General features: G+C 63.2%; 1 protein-coding gene and 1 pseudogene. Both read left to right on the top strand.

What is annotated here, in order from left to right; translation table 11 throughout:
* A pseudogene (gene kdpA, locus DBR18_RS26130) lies at window positions 1-1,393 on the top strand (potassium-transporting ATPase subunit KdpA); the annotation flags it as partial.
* A gap of 10 nt (window positions 1,394-1,403) precedes the next feature.
* A partial coding sequence (locus DBR18_RS30025; protein ID WP_371921162.1) for a hypothetical protein occupies window positions 1,404-1,561 on the top strand: 158 nt, incomplete at its 3' end.

Genomic DNA, 1,561 nt, shown 5'->3' with positions numbered 1-1,561 from the left:
GGAATGGACTCAGGCGTTCAACACGGCGGTCAGTTTCATGACCAACACCAACTGGCAGTCCTACAGCGGTGAAGCGACCCTCAGCTACCTGAGCCAGATGGTCGGCCTTACCGTGCAGAACTTTGTCAGCGCCGCCACCGGTCTGGCGGTGCTGGTTGCGCTTTGCCGTGGCATCGGGCGCAAGTCGACCAAGACTTTGGGCAACTTCTGGGTCGACATGACCCGCGCCACCCTCTACGGCCTGCTGCCGTTGTGCCTGCTGCTGGCGCTGTACCTCGTCTGGCAGGGCGTACCGCAGACCTTCGCGCAATACGTCAATGCCGTGACGATGCAGGGTGTCGATCAAGTGATCCCGCTCGGCCCGGCCGCCAGCCAGATTGCGATCAAGCAACTGGGCACCAACGGTGGCGGTTTCTTCGGCGTCAACTCGGCGCATCCGTTCGAGAACCCGACCGCGTGGAGCAACCTGTTCGAACTCGCCTCGATCATTCTGATCCCGGTGGCGCTGGTGTTCACCTTCGGTCATTACGTGAAAGACCAACGTCAGAGCCGCGCGATCATCGCCTGCATGCTGGCGCTGTTCCTGATCGGCGGTGCGACTTCGCTGTGGGCCGAATATCAGCCCAACCCTGCGCTGAACAACGTCGCTGTCGAACAGACCGCGCCGCTGGAAGGCAAGGAAGCGCGCTTCGGCACCACCGCTACCGTGCTGTGGTCGGTGACCACCACGGCGGCGTCGAACGGTTCGGTCAACGGCATGCACGACAGCCTCAACCCGCTCAGCGGCATGGTCGCGCTGGTCAACATGATGGTCGGCGAAGTGATCTTCGGCGGCGTCGGTGCCGGACTCTACGGCATGTTGCTCAACGTGCTGATCGCGGTGTTCCTCGCCGGCCTGATGATTGGCCGCACCCCGGAATACCTCGGCAAGAAACTGCAGGCGCGGGAAGTGCAGTTGCTGGTGGTGACCTTGCTGGTGATGCCGGTGGGCGTGCTGGTACTCGGCGCCATTGCGGCGGCGCTGCCTGGCCCGGCGGCGACCATCAGCAACCCCGGCCCGCATGGTTTCAGCCAATTGCTCTATGCCTACACCTCGGCCAGCGCCAACAACGGCTCGGCGTTCGGTGGTCTGAGCGCCAACACGCCGTTCCACAACCTGATGCTCGGTCTGGGCATGTTGATCGGCCGCTTCGGTTACATCCTGCCGGTGCTGGCCCTGGCCGGCAGCCTGGCGATGAAGAAAACCGCACCGATCGGCCAGAACAGCTTCCCGACCCACGGCCCGCTGTTCGTGACCCTGTTGACCGTGACCATTTTGCTGGTGGGCGGCCTGACCTTCCTGCCGACTCTGGCACTCGGTCCGATTGCTGAACACCTGAGCTTGGGCTTCTAAGGAATCCATCATGAATATGCATGTTCCTGCAAAACCTGCGGTGCCGACCCAGTCGGCAGAAGCACCGAAAACCGCGATCTCGGCCCTGTGGCGTCCGGCGCTGGTGCAAGCCTTCGTCAAGCTCGACCCGCGCCAACTGGTGCGTTCGCCGGTGATGCTGGTGGTCGA

Source organism: Pseudomonas sp. HMWF021 (genome assembly GCF_003061005.1).
Classification (GTDB): Bacteria; Pseudomonadota; Gammaproteobacteria; order Pseudomonadales; family Pseudomonadaceae; genus Aquipseudomonas.
Note: the sequence above shows the minus strand (reverse complement) of the source record. Positions and strands in the feature narration are given on the sequence as shown.